14 protein-coding genes are annotated in these 16609 nt (G+C 72.3%); 6 read left to right on the plus strand and 8 right to left on the minus strand.

Annotated elements, in window-relative coordinates; genetic code table 11:
- The first annotated feature begins 71 nt into the window (after positions 1-71).
- The 4 genes from ACZ6R6_RS03660 to ACZ6R6_RS03675 all read left to right on the plus strand — a co-directional run bounded on the left by ACZ6R6_RS03660 (position 72) and on the right by ACZ6R6_RS03675 (position 6959).
- Positions 72-1460, plus strand: coding sequence for a hypothetical protein (locus ACZ6R6_RS03660; protein ID WP_470089896.1), 1389 nt, complete (start codon positions 72-74; stop codon positions 1458-1460).
- Between the two features lie 157 nt (positions 1461-1617).
- Entirely contained in the window at positions 1618-3210 is a 1593-nt protein-coding gene (locus ACZ6R6_RS03665; protein ID WP_470089898.1) for an LCP family protein, read from the plus strand.
- A gap of 457 nt (positions 3211-3667) precedes the next feature.
- Positions 3668-5788, plus strand: coding sequence for an acyltransferase family protein (locus ACZ6R6_RS03670; protein ID WP_470089899.1), 2121 nt, complete (start codon positions 3668-3670; stop codon positions 5786-5788).
- 49 nt (positions 5789-5837) lie between these two features.
- A complete protein-coding gene (locus ACZ6R6_RS03675) occupies positions 5838-6959 on the plus strand; it encodes a glycosyltransferase family 4 protein (protein ID WP_470089901.1) in 1122 nt (373 codons plus the stop codon).
- A 12-nt stretch (positions 6960-6971) separates the two neighbouring features.
- On the opposite strand, the gene ACZ6R6_RS03680 is transcribed toward ACZ6R6_RS03675, so the two are convergent.
- Positions 6972-7550, minus strand: a complete 579-nt coding sequence (locus ACZ6R6_RS03680; protein WP_470089984.1) for an RNA polymerase sigma factor — start codon at positions 7548-7550, stop codon at positions 6972-6974.
- Positions 7551-7598: 48 nt separating this feature from the next.
- On the opposite strand from ACZ6R6_RS03680, the gene ACZ6R6_RS03685 reads away from it, so the two are divergent.
- Entirely contained in the window at positions 7599-8336 is a 738-nt protein-coding gene (locus ACZ6R6_RS03685; protein ID WP_470089903.1) for an acetoacetate decarboxylase family protein, read from the plus strand.
- 86 nt (positions 8337-8422) lie between these two features.
- Here ACZ6R6_RS03685 and ACZ6R6_RS03690 read toward each other — a convergent pair whose 3' ends face one another.
- Complete coding sequence (locus tag ACZ6R6_RS03690; protein WP_470089904.1) at positions 8423-9298, minus strand: sugar kinase; 876 nt, start codon at positions 9296-9298, stop codon at positions 8423-8425.
- Between the two features lie 288 nt (positions 9299-9586).
- Between ACZ6R6_RS03690 and ACZ6R6_RS03695 the strand changes: the two genes are divergently transcribed.
- Positions 9587-10420, plus strand: coding sequence for an aldo/keto reductase (locus tag ACZ6R6_RS03695; protein WP_470089906.1), 834 nt, complete (start codon positions 9587-9589; stop codon positions 10418-10420).
- A gap of 58 nt (positions 10421-10478) precedes the next feature.
- Here ACZ6R6_RS03695 and ACZ6R6_RS03700 read toward each other — a convergent pair whose 3' ends face one another.
- The 6 genes from ACZ6R6_RS03700 to ACZ6R6_RS03725 all read right to left on the minus strand — a co-directional run bounded on the left by ACZ6R6_RS03700 (position 10479) and on the right by ACZ6R6_RS03725 (position 16527).
- Entirely contained in the window at positions 10479-11360 is an 882-nt protein-coding gene (locus ACZ6R6_RS03700; RefSeq protein WP_470089986.1) for a glycosyltransferase family 2 protein, read from the minus strand.
- Positions 11361-11556: 196 nt separating this feature from the next.
- Positions 11557-12324 (minus strand): CDP-alcohol phosphatidyltransferase family protein, encoded by a 768-nt coding sequence (locus ACZ6R6_RS03705; protein WP_470089908.1) that lies wholly within the window; start codon positions 12322-12324, stop codon positions 11557-11559.
- Positions 12302-13342 carry an iron-containing alcohol dehydrogenase family protein gene (locus tag ACZ6R6_RS03710; RefSeq protein ID WP_470089988.1) on the minus strand — a complete coding sequence of 347 codons (1041 nt, stop codon included), beginning with the start codon at positions 13340-13342 and terminating at the stop codon, positions 12302-12304. The genes ACZ6R6_RS03705 and ACZ6R6_RS03710 overlap by 23 nt, the downstream gene beginning before the upstream one ends.
- Before the next feature lie 5 nt (positions 13343-13347).
- Positions 13348-14082 (minus strand): phosphocholine cytidylyltransferase family protein, encoded by a 735-nt coding sequence (locus ACZ6R6_RS03715; protein ID WP_470089910.1) that lies wholly within the window; start codon positions 14080-14082, stop codon positions 13348-13350.
- A 103-nt stretch (positions 14083-14185) separates the two neighbouring features.
- On the minus strand, positions 14186-14809 hold the full coding sequence (locus ACZ6R6_RS03720; protein WP_470089912.1) for a DUF5941 domain-containing protein: 624 nt from the start codon (positions 14807-14809) through the stop codon (positions 14186-14188).
- Positions 14810-14907: 98 nt separating this feature from the next.
- Positions 14908-16527, minus strand: a complete 1620-nt coding sequence (locus tag ACZ6R6_RS03725) for a CDP-alcohol phosphatidyltransferase family protein (protein WP_470089914.1) — start codon at positions 16525-16527, stop codon at positions 14908-14910.
- Between the last annotated feature and the right edge of the window lie 82 nt (positions 16528-16609).

The following is a 16609-nucleotide window of genomic DNA, read 5'->3' on the forward strand; positions in this document are numbered from 1 at the left end:
GCGGCGATGGGTGCGCGCGGCGGGCCGGTGAAAGCCGGTAGCGTACGCGCAGCGCGCGAAGGGGGCGGGGAGTGGTCGGCTGGGCTCGGGGGCACCGGTGGTTCCTGGGGGTGCTGGGTCTCGGCGTCGTCCTGCGGGCGGTCACCATGCTGGGATACCGGCCCGCGATCTGGTTCCCCGACTCCTACACCTATGTCGTGACCGCGCTGAAGCCCCGGCCCGACCTGGTCCGCCCGGCCGGATACTCGATGTTCCTGCGGCTGCTCGAACCGTTCCACAGCTTCGCCTCCGTCGCGCTGGTCCAGCATCTGCTGGGGCTGCTGGTCGGCGTGCTCGTCTATCTCACCGCCCGGCGGCTGGGCACCCCCGGCTGGGCCGCGGTGCTCGCGTCCGCCCCTTCCCTACTGGACGCCTACCAGATCGAACTGGAGCACCTGCTGGTCTCCGACACCCTGTTCGCCGCGCTGGTGATGTCGGCGGTCTGCCTGGCCCTGTCCCGGACCGTCGGGTGGCGTACGGCGTGCGGGATCGGGCTGCTGGTCGCGGCGGCGACGCTGACCAGGACCGTCGGGCTGCCGCTGGTCGTGATCTTCGCGGGCTGGCTGATCTACCGGGCGCGGGGGCGGGTGCTGACGGCCGGGGTGATGCTGGCGGCCGCGGCCCTGCCGATCCTGGGCTACGGGGTCTGGTTCCACGCGACCCACGGCCGGATCGGGATCGTGGGCGCCAACGGCGTCTTCCTCTACGCCAAGACGATGACCTTCGCCGACTGCGCGGTGATGAGGCCGCCCGCGGACCTGGCCGTGCTCTGCGACCCCCGCCCGCCCGCCCGGCGGCCCCCCGCGCAGGAATACGTCTGGAGCCCCGACTCGCCGCTGGTCAAGCTGCCCGGCATCACCTTCACCGAGGAGAACGACGCCCTGGCCGGCCGGTTCGCCTCACTGGCCATCCGCAGCCAGCCGCTGGGCTATCTCGGCTCGGTCGCCTCCGAGCTGGCCCGCTCCTTCACCCTGGGCCGTCCGGTCTACCCGGACCAGGAGGTCTACGACTACTACGAGTTCCCGGCGGCGCCGCCGGCGCCGCCCGGCCGCTACCCGGCCACGGTGGGCGCCGAGCGCGCCGAGCGCGACTACGAGCGGGGGCCGATCGCCACCCGGATCGTCGAGCCCTACGCGGGCTGGATGCGGGCCTATCAGGACGTCGTCCGGCTGCCCGGCGCGGCGGTGCTGGTGATCCTGCTGATCCCCCCGGTGGCGGCGGCCGTGCGGCGCCTGCGCCCGGACTCCACGCTGTGGGTGCTGCCGTGGACGACGGCGGTGGTGCTGCTCGTCATGCCCCCGGCGGTCGCGGAATTCGACTACCGCTATGTGCTGCCCGCCGTACCGGCAGCGTGTCTGGCAGCGGCTTTTGTGGCGAGCAAACCTTCTTTCCATAACATTCCAAGAAATGTCCGTATTTGAGTATGCTGGGCGCCCGGATCACCACGGGAGCGGCAAGGGGCGGTCATGACCAAGTTCACGTCATCATGGCGCCCGGCACTCACCTCATGACCTACCCTTTGGGCGCAATGAGCGAGCTGAAGCAGCACCGGGCGTTGCCGCCAGGCGAGGAGATCGCATGAGCGACCATCGGCACGTCTCCGTGAAGGACCGCCGGGCCGAGCCGGCCGGCCACGGCCGCCGGGCCTCCCGCCGCGCGGGCGGGGACGGCGGCCCGCCCCCCGAGCCCCCCGGCGACTACGCCGGGCCGCCCCGCGACCCGCGCCGCAAGGCCGGACGGCTGGGCGTGGGCGGCTGGGTCAGCATCGCGATGACGGGCGTCCTGGTGGCCGGCACCCTCGGCGGCTACAAGTTCTACCGCGACCTCGACGACAGCATCACCCGCGAGAGCGTCGTGGACAAGCTCGGCGCCAACCGCCCCCCGGAGACCGGAGCGCTCAACGTGCTCGTCGTGGGCTCCGACACCCGCGACGGCGCCGGGAACAAGAGATACGGCCAGCACATGCAGGGTCAGGGCGAGCGGACCGACACGATCATCCTGCTCCACATCTCCCCCAACCGTGACAAGGCCACCCTGGTCAGCTTCCCCCGCGACTCCATGGTCCAGGTGCCCGCCTGCGAGAACCCGGTGACGAAGGCGGCCATTCCCGCCGGCCTCAAGCAGATCAACTCAGCCTTCAACGACGGCGGCATCGTCTGCACGTGGAAGACGATCGAGGCGCTGACCCAGATCCACGTCGACCACTTCGTCAAGGTCGACTTCGCCGGGTTCACCAACATCGTCGACGCGCTGGGCGGCATCGAGATCTGCCTGCCCGAGGACGTGATGGACAAGAAGGCCAAGCTGGAGCTGACCAAGGGCAAGCACAACGTGATGGGCAAGACCGCCCTCGCCTACGTCCGCGCCCGCTACGCGCTCGGCGACGGCAGCGACCTCAGCCGGATCAAGCGCCAGCAGGTCTTCCTCCAGCAGGTGATGAAGAAGGCCACCAGCTCCGACCTGCTGACCGACCTCGGCAAGCTGAACAACTTCCTGAAGGCCGCCGCCTCGTCGGTGACGATGGACAGCAACCTCGACACCGGGCGCCTGCTGGAGATCGCCCAGAGCGCGAAGTCCCTCACCTCCTCCGGCCTGAAGGCCATCACCGTGCCGTGGATGCCGGACCCCGCCGACAAGAACCGGGTCGTCTGGCGGCAGCCCGCCGCCACCGAGCTGTTCGACGCGATCCGCAGCGACACCGAGGTGACCAAGAGCCCGGCCCCCAACGCCTCCGCCAAACCGGCCGTCAAGCACGAGCAGGTCCAGGTCCAGGTCTTCAACGGCACCGGCACGTTCGGCCTGGCCAAGGAGGTGGCCGCCAAGCTGGCCGCCCAGGGCTTCCGGGTGACCCAGGTCGGCAACGCCCGCCCGGCCACCGGCGACGTGCCCACCACCGTGCTGCGCTACGGCAAGCGGGACGCCGAGGGCGCCTCCTACGCCGACGCGCTGGCCGCCAGGCTCTCCGGCGACAAGCTCACCCCCGTCGCGGGCAAGGTGAAGCCCGCCAGCATGGAGAACTACGCCGCGACCATCCCGGCCACCCCGCTGCCCACCGGCCCGGTCGTCCAGCTGATCATCGGCACCGACTGGAAGGGCGTCCGGGTCCCCACCAAGATCCCCGACTCCCTCAAGGACTCCGTCGTCGACAGCAAGACCAACCCTTGCCAGTAGGCCCCGCCCCCGGCGGCCCACCGAACGGCGCGGGCCGTACGGCGGGCGGCGCGGGCGCGAGGGCCACCTCAGGCCGCACGGCACGCACCATGAGCTGCGCGGACCGCACGGCGGACCCCATGGACGGCGCAGGCCGCACGGCACGCACCATGAGCTGCGCGGACCGCACGGCGGACCCCATGGACGGCGCGGACCGTATGGCGGACATCGCGGGCCGTACGGCGTGCCGGCGGCTGTCCGGCGGGCGGTGTGGGCGGGCGGCCTCCGGAAGATCACGATTCACCGGGAACCCCCGCCGCCCCCGGGCGCTCGTGCGACAGACCCCGCGCGCTCGGTTTAGGGTGGTCGGGTCGGCGAGCCGGACCCCATTCGGCCGCATCCTCCGGCGGTCCCCGGGCGTCTTAACAGTGTGTCCGACCACCTCCCAGTCTCCGACAGATAGCTGAGCGTTTTCCCCGTGAGCGACACCCGATCTCCCTTCCACATGCCGGCCCCCCGTGACGACGGCGCCCCCGACGCCGGCACCGGCGGGTCCGGCGGACAGGGCCGGACCTCCGCCTCGTGGCCGATGCCCGAGCACGCGCAGCCGTCTCCGGCCTCCCGGGCCTCCTGGCCCGAGCCCCCGGACCTCGGTCCCGCCCCGTCCACCCGCGACGGCCACCGCGAGGAGCAGGGCTGGGACGAGGGGGCCGGCGAGGTCACCGCCTGGGGCTACCCGGCCTACCAGGAGCCGCCCGCCCCCTCCGAGGACGCCTGGGCGAACTGGGACACCCAGACGCCCCCCGGCGAGCAGGAGCCGACCTCCCGCCGGGACGCCCGGGCATCCTCCGGGTCGCGGGGACGGACCCCGCAGCGGGAGACCCCGCCGTCCTCCCCGCCGCAGCCGCGGGGATCGCGGGAGGACACCCGGCAGAGCCCCGCTCCGCAGGGATGGGGATCGCCCGAGGACGCCCGCCCGTCCTCCCCTCCGGAGTCATGGGGGTCACGGGGAGAGGCCCGGCAGGACTCCACTCCGCAGGGATGGGGATCATCCGACGACGCCCGGCAGGGCTCCGGGCTGGAATCATGGGGATCGCCCGAGGACCTCCGCCCGTCCTCCCCTCCGGAGTCATGGGGATCACGGGGAGACGCCCGACAGGACTCCACTCCGCAGGGATGGGGATCATCCGACGACGCCCGCCGTCCCTCCGGCCGGGAGGCGCGGACACCATACCCGGACGCCCGGACGCCCGCCCGCAGGAGCCCGCTGGACATCACGCCCGCCACCGCGCCCGCCGGCAACCTGCTGGACCCGCTGGATCCCGCGTGGTCGTCGGAGCACGACACCGCCCGGGCCCCGGCGGCCCCGCACCGGCCGCAGCCGCAGGACGCGCCGGCCGCCGAGCGGCCGTTCTCCTACTGGGAGAACTCCAGCCGCGGGACCGCCCCCTCCCCCTGGGACCGGTCCGCGGAGCAGCAGGAGCAGGAGCCGCGCCCGGAGGAGGAGCCCGCCGCTCCGCCCGCCAGGAAGAAGCGCGAGCCGTATCTCGACAACGTGAAGTTCGTCCTGATCGCCCTGGTGGTGACCGGGCACTCGCTGGTGCCCACCCTGGCCACGCACTCGGCCAAGTCGGCCTACCTGTTCATCTACACCTTCCACATGCCGGCGTTCGTGCTGATCAGCGGTTATCTCGGCCGGAACTTCTGGAACTCCAACGCCAAGATCAACAAGCTGGTCGACACCATGCTGGTGCCGTACGTGGTCGTGGAGATCGGCTACGCGCTGCTCCGCTTCGGGCTGGGCCAGAAATGGACCCTGACGATCATCGACCCGGCCTGGCTGAACTGGTACCTGCTGGCGCTGGTGCTCTGGCGGATCTCCACGCCCATCTGGAACCGGATGCGGCAGCCGCTGCTGGTCGCGGTGATCATCTACATGGTCGCCGGCTTCTCGGAGATCTCCGGCGACTTCAGCATCGACCGCTTCTTCGGCCTGCTCCCCTTCTACGTGCTCGGCCTGGTGCTCAAGCCCGAGCACTTCGACCTGCTCAAGCCGGTGTGGGTCAGGATCCTGGGCGGGCTCACGCTGGCCGGGGGCGCCGCAGTGGCGATCTTCATCGCCCCGCACGTCAACCTCAAGCCGATCTACTTCCGCTACAGCTTCAAGTCCATGGACATGAGCTGGTGGATCGGGCTCGGCGTGCGCGGCGCGCTGCTGGTCGCGGCGCTGGCCATGTCGGTCGCGCTGCTGGCGGTGGTGCCGCGGCGGGAGACCTGGTTCTCCGACCTCGGCACCCGCACGCTCTACGCCTACCTGCTCCACGGCGTCGTGGTGCTCATCGCCAAGGACCAGGGGTGGCTGAGCTTCCCCTGGCTGTACGGCCCGCTGGGGGTGATGGCGATCGCGTCGAGCTCGCTGGCGCTGGCCATCGTGCTGTCCCTGCCGGAGACCCGCACGCTCTTCAAGTGGCTGCTCGAACCCCGCCTGGTCTGGCTCTACCGCCGGCCGTCGGCGGCCTCCCCCGCCAGAGCGCCGGAGCCCGCCGGCACCACGCCGGAGCCCGCCGGCAGGGAGAGTTCAGCGGCAGTTACCCGGTAATTAACGCAACACATCCGGTGATGACGGAACCGGCACTCAGCATCGGGATATGCGGGTATGTGTCGGGACTATCGTTCATCGCCCCGAAGACGCCCGGATCATGCATCGGCAGATCCGGGCGCTCCTCGACGCGGGGCACGAGATCACCTATGTCGCGCCCTTCACCGACTGCAACGTCACCCCCGACCCCCGGGTCCGGGCGATCGACGTCCCCCGCGCGGTGGGCCGCCGGCGCAGACGCGCCCTCAAGGCCGCCCGCGGGGCCCTCAAGCGCGGCGTCGAGGGGGCCGATCTGCTGGTCGTCCATGACATCGAGCTGCTGTTCCGGCTGCCCAGGAGCCGCCCCGTCACGGTCTGGGACGTCCACGAGGACACCGCCGCCGCCCTGGAGACCAAGCCATACCTCCCCGGGCACCTGCGCCGGACCCTGCCGCCGCTGATCCGCCGGGTCGAGGCCCGCGCGGAGAGCCGCCTGCACCTCATCCTGGCCGAGGAGTCCTACCGGGAGCGCTTCTCCCGCCCCCACCCGGTGGTGCCCAACACCACCTACGTGCCCCCACGACCGCCCGCGCCGCCCGGCCGGAACCGGGTGGTCTACGTGGGCCACCTGTCCCGGGCCAGGGGCGCGGTGGAGCTGATCGAGCTGGCCCGGCGGCTGCACCCGCACGGGATCAGGACGGACCTGGTGGGCGCCGCCGACGCCGAGATCAGGCCGCTGCTGCGGGACGCGCAGCGGGAGGGCCTGCTCGACTGGTACGGATACGTGCCCAACCGGCACGCGCTGCGGATGGCCGAGGGGGCGATCGCCGGGCTGTCGCTCCTGCACGACGTGCCCAACTACCGGCGGTCGATGCCGACCAAGGTCGTCGAGTACATGTCCCGCGGGCTCCCGGTGATCACCACACCGCTGCCGACCGCCTCCTCGCTGGTCGAGCGGGCCGGCTGCGGCGTCGTCACGCCCTTCGGGGACGTGGACGCGGCGCTGCGCGCCGTACTGGCGCTGCGCGACGACCCCGAGGGGGCCGCGGCGATGGGCGCGCACGGTCACCGGGAGGCGCTGAGCCGCTACCACTGGCCCGACCAGGCGGGCGAGTTCGTGGGGCTGCTGGAGGGGTGGGCGGCGGCGAGCGCCGCCCCCGCGCGCGTCCACCGCCGTCCCCTCGTGGTCTGACCCTCCGCGCGGTCACCGGGGCCGCTCCAGGTCGAAGGCGACGTCGGCCACCCGCACCGTCGCGACCCGGGGGTCCTCGATCAGCTCGCGCGGCGACGAGATCGTGACCAGGGAGTCGACGTAGGCGTAGGCCGTGCCCGCGCCGGCCGCCTTCCGCAGCCGGGCCAGGTCCAGCCCGAAGCGCCTGAGGTTGGGCTCGTCGTGCTCGCGCAGCATGCCCACCCAGCCCCGGAAGCCCTCCAGCGTCTCCGGGGGCGAGTCGCTGGTCCCACCGAACTCGATCCGGTCCGGATCGGGCAGGGGCAGTTCGGTACGGCTGCGCCACAGGTGGTCGACGAGCACGTTGCGGGCGATGCTGAGCAGCCACGCGACGGGCGGCTCCCCACGCCGGCCGAGCAGCGCCCTGGTGGCCTTGACGAAGGTCTCCTGGGCTAGGTCCTCGGCGAGATGGGGATCGCGCGTGCGGCGCAGGAGGTAACCGCAGACCAGCGGCCAGTGCTCCCGGTAGAGCTGCTCAATGCGGGCGCCGATGGCCGCCTCCGCGTCGGGGGTTGATTCATCACGGACCAGGAGACGGATCCGGCAGAGGATTGGTCACACACCGGTGACGTGAGGGCCGGGGATTGGTGTACTGGAGGCATGGCACGCCATCTGATCCAGGGACGCGAGATCGCCATGCCGGTGCGGATCCGGGACGCCACGGTCTGCAGCGCCTCCTACCTGGTCCGGGCCGACGCCGCCCGGGCCGTGATCGCCTACTCCAGGCTGGACGTCGCCGAGGTGCTGCCCGGCAGGGCCCTGTGCACGCTGGTGTTCGTCGACTACGCCGACGGCGACCTCGACGCCTACCGGGAGTTCGGCGTGGCCTTCCTGGTCCGGCCCCCCGACGGGGGCCCGACGCCGCCCCGGGGGCTGCGCGCGGGGCTGGCCGAGCTGCGCAGCGCCGGCGCCGGGGCGTTCGTCCACTGGCTCCCGGTCGACCAGGGCTTCACCCTGGAGGCGGGCCGCGCCATCTGGGGCTTCCCCAAGGAACTGGCCGACATCGACCTGCGCCTGACCTCCCCCTACAAGCGGTGCATCCTGCGCAAGGACGGCCGCCTGGTGTTGGACCTGCTGATCAGACCCGGCGCCCCGGTCCCCGCGGGCGGGACGATGGCCCCCGCCGACGCCTACAGCCATCTGGAGGGCGTCACCCGCCGCATCCCCTGGTCGATGACCCCCCGGGGGGTCCGCGTGCGTCCCGGCGGCGCGCTGATCCGCCTGGGCAACCACCCCGTCGCCAAGGAGCTGAGCGAGCTCGGGCTGCCCAAACGCGCCCTGATGACCAGCACGGTCTCCCACCTCACCATGACCTTCGGCGAGGCGAAGGAGCTCTGAGCCGCCGGTCTCCGCAGGAGGGGCCGCGGGTTCCGCGCCTCCGGCCCACGCGCCGGGCGCCGGTCCCGGCGGGCGGGCGGCGGCGCTCAGCCGTCGTGCTCCAGCAGCGGCAGCTCGGCCCTGGTGGGCAGCCCCTGCCATTCGCTGGTGCTGGACACCGCGAAAGCCGTCAGCAGGGCGCCCCGGCGCAGCCGGTCGGCGGGGTGCAGTCCCTCCAGCAGCGCGCTGAGATAGCCCGCGGCGAAGGCGTCCGCCGAACCGGTGGGGTCGACCACGGGCGCGGCCAGGCTCGGGGCGTCGTGGCGGACGCCGTTCACCCGGACACTCGCGCCCCGGGTGCCCCGGATCACGATGACCTCCCGGTCCCCGGTGAGCGCCGGCTTGACCAGGTCCAGCTCGCTCTGCCGGACGAACAGCACGTCGGCCGAGCAGGCCAGCGCACTGAGGACCTCCTCGGCCTCCCGCAGATCCGGCCAGAGCTGGTCGCGGTAGTTGACGGACACCGAGACGGTGACCCCCGCCATCCGCGCGGCCCGGACCGCGGCGTGCATGGCCTCGCGCGCGTCCAGGGCGGCGGTGATCCCGCTGACGTGCAGGATCCGGGAGGCCGCGATCCGGTCGATGGGGACGTTCCCCTGGGTGAGCCGGGTCCCCGTCCGGTAGTAGGTGACCCGGGCCGCCTGCCCGGGCCTGGACTCCTTCAGGAGCATCGCGGTCGGGGAGGCGTCGTCCACCCGGGCGTCCGCGACGTCGACGCCCTCCCCGCGCAGCGCCGTGAGGATCCGCACGCCGAGTTCGTCGCCCCCCACCTTGCCCAGCCAGGCGGCCGTGTGGCCGAGCCTGGCCAGCCCGACCGCGACGGTGAACTCCGCCCCGGCCACGTCCAGCCTGGCCTCGTGCTCGTGCCGGATCCGGCCGCTGGTGACGACGGCGAACGCCTCGCCGAGGGTGTAGACGTCCACGCCGGAACCCTTTCGCGGCGCCGTGCGACGCCGATGGAGCCATCGTTCGTATCCGGCCGGAGACCCGTTCGGGAAGGGCCGGAACCCGAACTCTAGCGACATGTCCCGTACGGCCTCCGCCGAGGACCGGAACAGAGATCCGGTGGTGACATTCCCGGTGGCCGGGCGGCTCGGAGCGGGCCCGCCGGACGGGCCCGCCGGACGGTCGGACGGGTCTGTTAAACGGCGCCGGCCCGGGTACCGGCCCTCAAGGGGCTAAAAATGCCACGACTATAAAGGGGGAATCGGATGACCGAGATACCCGACATCAGGCTGGACAACGGCGTCGAGATCCCGCAGTTGGGCTTCGGGACCTACCAGATCGAGCCGGACAAGACGGAGGAGGCGGTCCGCACCGCGCTCGACGTCGGCTACCGGCACATCGACACCGCCGAGATGTACGGCAACGAGAAGCAGGTCGGCGCGGCGGTCCGGGCGTCCGGCCTCGACCGGGGCGACGTCTTCGTCACGAGCAAGCTGAGCAACGGCTTCCACGCCTACGACGACGTGCCGAGGGCGTTCGACCGGTCGCTGGAGGATCTGGGCTCCGACTACCTGGACCTGTTCCTCATCCACTGGCCGCTGCCCGACGTCGGCGACTACGTCGAGACCTGGAGGGCGATGGAGGAGATCCACCGCTCCGGCCGCGCCAAGGCCGTCGGCGTCTCCAACTTCCAGCCGCACCACCTGCGCAGGCTGCTGGAGGAGACCGGGACCGTGCCCGCGGTCAACCAGATCGAGGCGCACCCGTACCTCACCCAGGACGACGTCCGGGCCTTCAACGCCGAGCACGGCATCGCCACCGAGGCGTGGTCGCCGATCGCGCAGGGCAAGGTGCTCGGCGACCCGGTCATCACGCGGATCGCCGCGCGGCACGGCAGGACGCCCGCCCAGGTGACGCTGCGCTGGCACCTCCAGCGCGGCGACATCGTCTTCCCGAAGTCGGTCCACCGCGCCCGGATGGAGGAGAACCTCGACATCTTCGGCTTCGAACTGAGCGAGGACGAGATGGAGGAGATCTCGCGGCTGAACCGCGACGAGCGGGTCGGACCGGACCCGGACACCTTCAACTGGATCCCGTGAGCGACCGGATCCCGCGAGCGGCCCGGTCCGGGACACACCCGGCCGGGCCGTACCGAGGTCAGACGATCGGCGGACGGCCCAGGCGGAGCATGCGCCAGGCGGTCTTCCAGCCCATGGGGCGGCGCTCCCCGGCGGGCTCGCGCAGGCCCTCGGTGAAGCCCTTGAACCAGGCGCGCAGGGCGGCGCCGGAGCGCTCGCGGATCAGGGTGAGGGCGACCCAGTTGAGGAGGTAGAACACGGCCAGGGGCCAGGGGAGGTTGCGACGGGCCAGCCAGACGCGGTTGCGCGCGTTGAGGCGGTAGAAGTCGGCGTGCCGGGTCGGCGGGACCTGCGGGTGGTACATGACGGTCTGGGCGTCGTATTCGATGCGGTAGCCCTCGCCGAGCAGCCGCCAGGCCAGGTCGGTCTCCTCGTGGGCGTAGAAGAAACGCTCGGGGAGGCCGCCGACCTGGAGGAAGGCGGAGCGGCGGATGGCGCAGGCGCCGCCCAGGAAGGTGGTGACCGGAGAGGAGCGCTCCGGGTCCCCCGCGCGCAGGCGGGGGACATGGCGGCGCTGGCCGGTGCCGCCGTCGGGGTCCATCACCCGGAAGGAGACGACGGCCAGGTCGTGCTCGGTGGAGAAGCGCTCACGCAGGTGGGAGACGACGTCCATCGCGCCGTACCAGCCGTCGTCGTCCAGGAAGAGCACCACGTCGCCCGAGCACTCCTCGACGCCGCGGTTGCGGCCCGCCGGGATGCCCGTGTTGTGGCTGAGCCGGACGATCTTGATCGAGGCGGACGAGCCCGGGGGCACGCCGACCGACAGCTCGGGGACGTCCGCGCCGTTGCCGACGATGACCACCTCGACGTCGCCGTCGGTCTGGTGCAGCGCGGACTCGACAGCCCGGCCCAGCTCGGGGACCCGGTTGCCCATGGTGAGGATGACGCACGAGATCTTCAACGGGTCATCGCCCTGACGCGTCGAGAGCACGTACGGAGCATACTTTCATGATCACCGAGTCTGCTGGGTCGGGCACATATGGCGTGACTGGACGTTTCTGATTTACCGGAAAGCAAGCGTATCGGAACCGTCGGCGAACACCCACCAAACAGCGGGGTGTCCGCACCTACGACGTACCGGGACGCTGTCCGGTTCCTCATGAAAGCCGCCTGGAGGCCAGGATGCTGACCAGGTGCAGCGCCATCTGCAGCACGGCGACCACGACGCAGGCCACCATGAGCACCCGGGTGGCGGCCAGGCCGCCGCTGAGCAGGTCCCACACCGCGGCGACCACCACGATGAGGGACAGCTCGACGGCCTGGACGAGCCGGTGGAACTTCAGGGCGGCGGCGGCCTTGCGGGCCAGGCCCAGGCCCCGCGACCGGAACTGCTCGGCCGAGCTCTCGGTGGCCGCGACCAGGCCGGACCTGGCGCGGGCCACGTCGACCAGGTCGGTCTCCGCCTTGATCAGGATGGCGCCGAGCGCGGCGGCGAAGCCCATCACGGTGTACCAGTCGGGGAGGGTCTGCGACGCCCGGAAGCCCAGCCCGATGAGCAGGGCGGCCTCGGCGAAGTAGTGGCCGACCCGGTCCAGGTAGACGCCGGTGATGGAGGTCCGCTTGGTCCACCGCGCCAGCTCGCCGTCGGAGCAGTCGAGCAGCAGGTAGAGCTGGATCAGCAGGGCGGCGCCGACCGCGGCCCACAGACCGGGCAGCGCGAGGACCACGCCGGCCAGCAGCCCGGACAGGATCATCAGCCAGGTGGTCTGGTTGGGGGTGATCGGCGTCTTGGCCAGGAACCAGGTGACGTAGATCGACAGCTTGCGCATGTAGAGCGCGCCGGCCCAGTGCTCGCCGCTGTTGCGGTCCATGGTCGAGTGCGGCTGGGCCACCGCACGGAACTCAGCGACCGACGGCCCGGACATAGTCCTCCACCCGCTCCCGAATCTCCGGCTCCGACAGGCGCAGGTGCTCCAGGATCGTGTAGCGCCCCGGACGGGTCGACGGCGCCAGCATGACCGCCTGGGTGAACTGGTCGGCGCTCAGGCCCAGGTCGACGGGGGTGACCGGCAGCTCGTGCGTGCGCAGGCAGTCGACGACCTGGTCCAGCCTCCGCGCGTCCTCGCGGAGGAAGAAGCAGAAGGCGGCCCCTACCCCGGCGAGCTCGCCGTGGTTGGAGGTGCCGGGAAAAAGCTGATCCACGGCATGAAGGATCTCATGGTCTCCGCCACTGGAGGGACGGGACGACCCGGCGATCACCATCGACATCCCCGAGAGGATGAGCGCCTCGGCCAGCACGGTCAGGAAGGCGTCGGACTCGATCGAGTCGCTCCTGCCGATCACCGCCTCCGCCGCGGTGCGGGCCATCGCGCAGGCCACGCCGTCGATCGGCTCGCCGCGCTCGGCGTTGCCGAGCTGCCAGTCCTCGATCGCCGACAGGTTGCTCACCACGTCGCCGACCCCGGAGCGGACCAGCGACGGGGGCGCGTCGTGGACGAAGTCGAGATCCACCATGATGGCCAGCGGCATGGGCACGCCGAAGGAGCCCTTGCCGCCGTCGTGCGTCAGCGACGCCACCGGCGAGCAGATCCCGTCGTGCGACAGGTTGGTCGCCACCGCCACCATGGGGATGCCGGCGAGCGAGGCGGCGTATTTGGTCGCGTCGATGGTCTTGCCGCCGCCGATCCCGACAAGGGCCTCGTAGGCGCCCTTGCGCAGGTCGGCGCCGAGCGAGACCGCCGCGTCCACCGAGCCGTCGGCCACCCGGAAGACCTGGGCCTCGCCGAGCGAGGGGGCGATCACCGAGGCGATCCGGTCGCCCTGGCCCGCGCCCACCGCCACCGCCACCCGCCCGGAGGTCGCCACCCGGCTGTCGGCCAGCAGTGAGCCGAGCTGGGCGATCGCGCCCCGCCGAACCTCCATGGTCAGCGGGGCGGGCAGCATCCTGGCTAGTATCGGCACGCGATCTCCCGCGCCTTCGCGAGGTCGTCGTGGTTGTCGACCTCGACCCACGAGACCTCACCGATCGGGGCGACCGCGATCTTCTCACCGCGGGCGACCAGCTCCTGGTAGCCGTCCTCGTAGTAGAGCTGCGGGTCGCGCTCGAAGGTGGCCTGCAGGGCGTCGGCGAGGCGCTCGCCGATGCCCGGGCGGATCAGCGTCGCGCCGATGTATTCGCCGGCGGCGTCGGCCGGGTCCATCAGCTTGGTGATCAGCTTGAGGTGGCCGTCGCCGTCGAGGGTGACCTTCATCTCCTCGTCGGCGAGCTTCTTGACGTCGTCGACCGCGAGCAGGATGTCGCTGGTGGCCGGCGCCGACAGCAGCGTGTGCTCCACGGAGACCGGGTGCACGGTGTCGCCGTTGACCAGCAGCACGCCCTGGTCGAAGTAGTCGCGCGCGCACCACAGGGAGTAGGCGTTGTTCCACTCCTCGGCCTTGTCGTTGTGCACGAGGGTGAGCTTCACACCGTGCCGCCGCTCCAGCTCGGCCTTCCGCTCGTGTACGGCCTGCGCCTGGTAGCCGACGACGACCACGACGTCACGGAGGTCCGCCGCCGCGAGGTTCCGCAGCGAGATGTCCATGATCGTGGTCTCGCCGTCGACCGGCACCAGCGCCTTGGGCAGCGTGTCCGTGTACGGCCGCAGGCGTCGTCCGGCCCCGGCGGCCAGCACCATTCCCAGCAACGTGCACTCCTCATCCAAGTGAGCCCCTCGGCGGGCACTCCTGGCCCCAAAGGTTAGTTGGCTTTGGGCCCTGATCGTGTAATCCGGGGTTTGCCAGGCGTTCTCAATCGTGAGCGCCCAGATCGTCGGCGTCCACCCCCGAGCGCGGCGCGACCGCCCAGCAGGTGACGCTCTCCCACCCGAAGAACCCCCACAGGTAGAGCGCGAGCAGCGCGAAGACCAGCGTGACCTGCCCGGCGAGGGCGCCCAGCGCGATCAGCAGCATGCGGCCGTCCCAGCCCAGGCCGGCGGTGGCCAGCCAGGGCGGCGGGTAGACCCGCTGGCGCACCCGGTAGACCACGTCGTAGTGGTGGAAGGCCATCGCGCCGAGCAGCAGGAAGATCAGCCACGGCGGCACGTCGTGCGCGAACCCGACCGAGGCCACGAACCCGTATTCGGTCAGGCGCAGGATCGGCGGGACCAGCCAGTCGAGCCTGCCGTCGTGCGGGTGGGAGCTGCCGGGACCGGCCAGCAGCAGCGCCACCGCCGGGGCGAAGACCGCCAGTCCGTCGGCGCCGGCCACGCCCACCATCAGCAGCACCCCGGTCACGAACATCCCGACGAGCGCGGGCGGCAGCGGCGGGAGCTGCCCGGCCACCAGCGTGCCCATCGCCCGTGACAGCGCCCCGTCGTCCCGGTAGGCCGTCACGGTGCTGTGCGGCACCGGTGTCATGTGGACCGAAACCATGGGCGTACCCGTCTCCTCGCTCGCTCCGCGCGAGGCCCGCCGGACCCCGCCTCCCGATCCGCCTCGCACCGCGCCGGTCGCGGCGCCCACGTGTCCGGTCATCGGCTGAGGGACCTGCCGACCCGGCCGGCGAGCGTGTAGAGGGCGGCGACGCCGCCCCAGGCCAGCAGCGCGACGAAGGTCACCCGGGCGTTGAACACCGCGGCGGTCACCGCGATCAGCGCCATCCGCTCCCCGATGGGGAGCACGATGATCTTCTTCAGCCAGCGGGTGGGAGCGCTCCGCTCCAGGCGGCGCGAGAGCCTCACGACCACGTTCCCCCGGCCGGCCGCGGGCTCCCGCCGCTCCCGCAGGTATCGCTCGGCGGCGGCTATCCCGTCGGCGACCTCGGTCTTGCGCTCCAGCGCCGCCGGCCGCGAGGCCGGCCGCATGGACGCGTCGGCCGGGACGGTCAGCTCCGCGGCCGTCCCGGCGGGGGCCGGCCTCAACCGGTCGGCGTCGGCGCGGGCCCCCGCGTAGGAGAAGTCGATCATGTGACGGAGCATCTGCAGGATCATCGCCGAGACCGCCAGCGCCCAGATGCCGTGCGGGCCGCCGTGGGAGTCGTCCAGCCCCGTCGCGTAGCCGATGGCGAGGCCCACGTAGACGGCGTACTCCTTGACCCGGTCGAAGGTGGCGTCCAGCCACGCGCCGAGCGGGGAGAACGCGCGGGTGTAGCGGGCGAGCTGGCCGTCGACGCAGTCGAGCACGAACGACAGGTAGAGGAGGACGGCCCCGGCGATCTGCCCCTCGCGGGTGCCCGCGGTGAACCAGACCGCGGCGAGCAGGGCCAGGCCGACGGAGATCCCGGTGACCGCGTTCGGCGTCAGGTGCAGGTCGGCCGCCGCCTTGACCAGGTGCGTGGACCAGGAGCTCACGAAGTGGGTGGTGAAGAAGCCGTCGCCGGACTTGACCGCGGCCTCCAGCCGGGCGGTGTCCTCGTCCACCTCCTCCAGCCGCCGCACGGCCGAGTCGGCGGCCGCCTGCCCGGCCACCCGGTCGCAGTGCAGCGCCCCGACGTCGCGGGCGCGCACCGGGACGCCGGAGCGGACCAGGCCGACCAGGAGGAGGTCGCCGACCTCGCCGCCCCCCATCGGGCCGAACCCGCCGGCCTCGGCCAGCTCGGCCAGCGTCCGCGCGGTCTCGGCGAGGCCGGCGAGATCGGCCACGCCCACCTGGAGCACGCCCCTGAAGGTGCCGCCGGCGTCGGCGACGCCGTGGAAGGAGGTGCCCGCGGCGACCACCCGGCCGCCCTCGACCCGGACCGGCGGGCGCAGCGGCCCGGGGCCCTCGCCGCCGGTGGCCACCAGCGCGCCCGTGTCACGCGCGGGGTGCTCCAGGAGCATGGCCAGCGCCTCGGTGTGGGCCACCAGGTCGCCCGCGACCACGGCCACCGGGCCGGCGGCCCCGCGGGCCACCTCCGCGACCCTGCGCAGGTCGTCGGCGAGCCCTCGCGAGCCCTCCGAGCCGATCATGTAGGTGCCGCCGGGGGCGTGGATGACGCCGCTGGAGCGGCCGACCACGTGCACGTCCCCCACCGGCAGCCGGGCGAGCTGGCCGGTCAGCCGGTCGAGCAGCGTGCCGTCGGCGCAGCGCAGGGCCGCCGCCTCCGTGGTGGCGAGCACCACGGCGGCCGTCTGGGAGAGGCCGGGGGGCGCGGGGACGTGAGGATCATGCAAACCGGGCTCCTTCGTATCCGACGGGGTCACCGTACGAATCGGGGAGTGCGCACTTAGCGTAGCGAGATCTTGACTGGATAGC

It is taken from the genome of Streptosporangium sp. NPDC048886, from assembly GCF_055586905.1.